General features: G+C 47.6%; 4 protein-coding genes and 1 pseudogene. 1 reads left to right on the plus strand and 4 read right to left on the minus strand.

Annotation, left to right across the window (positions count from 1 at the left end; genetic code table 11):
• The 4 genes and pseudogenes from WBV75_RS00750 to hypA form a co-directional block, all read right to left on the minus strand.
• Positions 1-422: pseudogene (locus WBV75_RS00750) on the minus strand (hypothetical protein); the annotation flags it as partial.
• 117 nt (positions 423-539) lie between these two features.
• Entirely contained in the window at positions 540-797 is a 258-nt protein-coding gene (locus WBV75_RS00755) for a HypC/HybG/HupF family hydrogenase formation chaperone (RefSeq protein ID WP_424118754.1), read from the minus strand.
• A gap of 3 nt (positions 798-800) precedes the next feature.
• A complete protein-coding gene (gene hypB / locus WBV75_RS00760; protein WP_424118755.1) occupies positions 801-1,718 on the minus strand; it encodes a hydrogenase nickel incorporation protein HypB in 918 nt (305 codons plus the stop codon).
• Positions 1,719-1,734: 16 nt separating this feature from the next.
• The gene (gene hypA / locus WBV75_RS00765) at positions 1,735-2,076 is read right to left on the minus strand and encodes a hydrogenase maturation nickel metallochaperone HypA (RefSeq protein ID WP_424118756.1); all 342 of its coding nucleotides are present in this window, start codon (positions 2,074-2,076) and stop codon (positions 1,735-1,737) included.
• Positions 2,077-2,225: 149 nt separating this feature from the next.
• On the opposite strand from hypA, the gene WBV75_RS00770 reads away from it, so the two are divergent.
• Positions 2,226-3,036: hydrogenase small subunit (locus tag WBV75_RS00770; protein WP_424118757.1), on the plus strand; the 811-nt coding region annotated here is incomplete at its 3' end.

Raw genomic sequence — 3,036 nt, forward strand, 5'->3', positions numbered from 1 at the left:
CCCACAAGGTTTCCTTTAAAGACCACCTCCTGGGCATGCACCCTGCCCGCTTCAAATAGTTCCATAAAAATACGGAACATACGCTCGGACAACCAAGCAGGCCCCATGGCCTCTTTATCATTATATATGTGTTGGCAGAGGCGTAATAATTCTTCAAATCGGGTGTTCACCGAAGTTGTAAATACAAACTCTGTGTTCACGGCCGGAGCTTTAAACGACTCCGTTTCCAGAACAAGTCGGGGATCCGGAGACCACCATTTTACATGCTTCATGGGATGGTGCCAATAAAAAACGCCACTTTGATATCCGCGGACCAATTGAGACGCTGTCATATCTCCGCCTACGGCCAGCAGCCCATCAAGGTCTGCAAAGTGCGCGGGTGGAAACCCTACTTCTCCCTTTTTAAGTTCAAAATATGGCAATCGACTCTGGTTTAGGATAGGTTAGCAAAAAAAAATGGGATGTGTTGTGATTGATTCTTAGTCATTTCATGGCAAAAGGGGGCATCCTGCCCTGGGTCCGAGGTAAAGGCACAAATTTCAAGCCCCTCCGGTTTCCAGTTCATCGAGTTCCCCCAGTTGTCGCAGGATTTCAAAGGTCTTAGCCGCTTCCTGTTCATTGACGATAGCGATGGCAGCCCCTACATGCACCATAACATAGTCCCCAACCTCGGCCTGGGGGACAAGGGTCAGGTTGACCTCCTTGACCACCCCGTCAAAGGAGACATTCCCCAAACGGAAGGTTTCATCCAGAGTCTGGGTAATTGCAATCAGTTTTCCTGGTATTGAAAGGCACATTTTTCAGTCTTTTTTTGGGACAATTTGTTCTCTTAACCATTCATACCAGGCTTCCATGCCTTCCCCTGTCGTTGCGGAGACTTCAAAAAACTTCAGATTCGCATTCACCTGAAGGGCGTAGTCTTTTACCTTGCCAACGTCGAAATTCACATAGGGAAGCAGGTCTATTTTATTGATAATACAAATGTCCGAGCTGTGGAACATATCGGGATATTTAATGGGCTTGTCCTCCCCTTCTGTAGTACTGATAATCACCACCCGCTTTTTTTCTCCCAGATCAAACATTGAAGGGCATACCAGATTCCCCACATTCTCGATCATGAGTATAGCATTGGCCTTCATCTGCAGCTGTTTTACGGCCTCAAAAACCATATCGCTTTCCAAATGGCATCCTTTCCCGGTGTTGATCTGGATGACAGGGACATCGAGGGCGGAAATCCGATTGGCATCATTTACCGTTTGTTGATCTCCTTCTATCACATAGAAATCCAGGGTGTCTTTCAAGTCCTTTAAAGTGCGTTCCAGCAGGGATGTTTTACCGGACCCGGGGGAACTGACCAGGTTCAGGGGAAGAATATTCAAGGCTTCAAAGTAGCCTCTGTTCCGGGCAGCCATGACCTGATTGTGTTGCAATACATCCTGTTCTACCTCCAATATTTTTTTATTGGGGGCCAGGGTTATCCCACCGTCTGCATGGGAATGGGTATGATCGTGGGTATGGCCATGGTCGTGAGAATGACTGTGTGAATGGCCGTGACTGTGGTCGTGATCATGGGAGTGACCGTGACTGTGGTCGTGATCATGGGAATGATCGTGATGGTGATGATGTTCATGGGAATTCGTGAGCCCTTCCTGTTGCATTCCCGGCATCAGTATTCTAACCCCTCCTTCTTCACTTCCGCATCCGCAAGTTCCGCACATAATAATATGGTATTAGTTAAACAACTTCCAGGGCTTTCACCCGTAATTCTTTTCCTTTTATAATCGCCTTTAAATTGCTTCGGCACACGGGGCATGAATCGTAGAATTTTTCTAACTCAAACAGAGTATCACAGTCCATACAGCGCGCCTGCCCCTGAATCACCTCTACCCGTTTTTCAGCCTGTTCCAAAACGGTGTTTTTGACCGCCAGTGGCCAGACAAAATCGAGAGATTCGAATTCGATTCCCGCCAGTTTGCCGATTTCCAGTTCAATACACTCCACCTTGGACGCCCCGGCCTTTTGGGTCTCAGTCTCGGCGATTTTGACAATCCCCATCGCTATGGACAACTCGTGCATTTTTTTAAGGTGGTCTTACTGAATAACATCAATATTAATTTAAATAAAAATCAGAAAGACTGACATAAATCATGTTTATTCTCTTTTGAGTGTTCTAAGTTTATTGTACGACTACCTACAATTTTTTATTCTAATTAACTGGCAATCAGATGGCTTTTGAAAGAAACACTCAGGAAACCTATTATGACAGTATCATAAAACAGGGGTACAGCCGAAGGGACTTCATGAAATTTGCGACGTATATCGCCGCCTACATGGGGCTAGAAACCACAATGATTGGCCAGGTGGCCAAGTCTTTGGAAACCACATTCAGAATCCCGGTAATCTGGGAACACTTCCAGGAATGTACGTGTTGCAGTGAATCCTTTATCCGGTCGGATCACCCGATTGTATCCGATATCATCCTCGATAAGATTTCCCTGGACTATACCCTGACGCTCATGGCAGCCTCCGGGCATCAGGCCGAAGCGGCAAAACACGACACCATGGAGAAATACAAGGGCGAATACATCCTCTGTGTTGAAGGCTCGGTTCCCATGGGCGATGACGGAAATTACTGTTGTATTGCCGGCCGCTCCGCCAAAGACATCCTTTTGGAATCTGCAGCAGGGGCCAAAGCGATCATCGCATGGGGAAGTTGTGCCTGTAACGGATGTGTGCAGGCGGCGTATCCCAATCCCACCCAGGCCACGCCTATCCATGAAATCATCAAGGACAAACCCATTATCAAGGTCCCGGGCTGTCCGCCTATCGGAGAAGTGATGGCGGGTATCATTGTACACCTGATCACATTTGGCCGCTTGCCTGAGCTCGATAATATCGGCCGGCCCAAAGCCTTTTACGCCAAACGCGTTCACGATTCCTGTTATCGCAGGCCTTATTACGACGCCGGCCTGTTCGCAGAAACCTTTGACGACCAGAATGCCAAAGAAGGCTACTGTCTGTATAAGGTAGGATGCC

The organism is Robiginitalea sp. (genome assembly GCF_049588695.1).
Classification (GTDB): domain Bacteria; phylum Bacteroidota; class Bacteroidia; order Flavobacteriales; family Flavobacteriaceae; genus Robiginitalea.

Coding starts and splice junctions, on each gene's coding strand:
- WBV75_RS00755 (WP_424118754.1), bottom strand. CDS start 797: ATGTGCCTTTCAATACCAGGAAAACTGATTGCAATTACCCAGACTCTG.
- hypB (WP_424118755.1), bottom strand. CDS start 1,718: ATGTGCGGAACTTGCGGATGCGGAAGTGAAGAAGGAGGGGTTAGAATA.
- hypA (WP_424118756.1), bottom strand. CDS start 2,076: ATGCACGAGTTGTCCATAGCGATGGGGATTGTCAAAATCGCCGAGACT.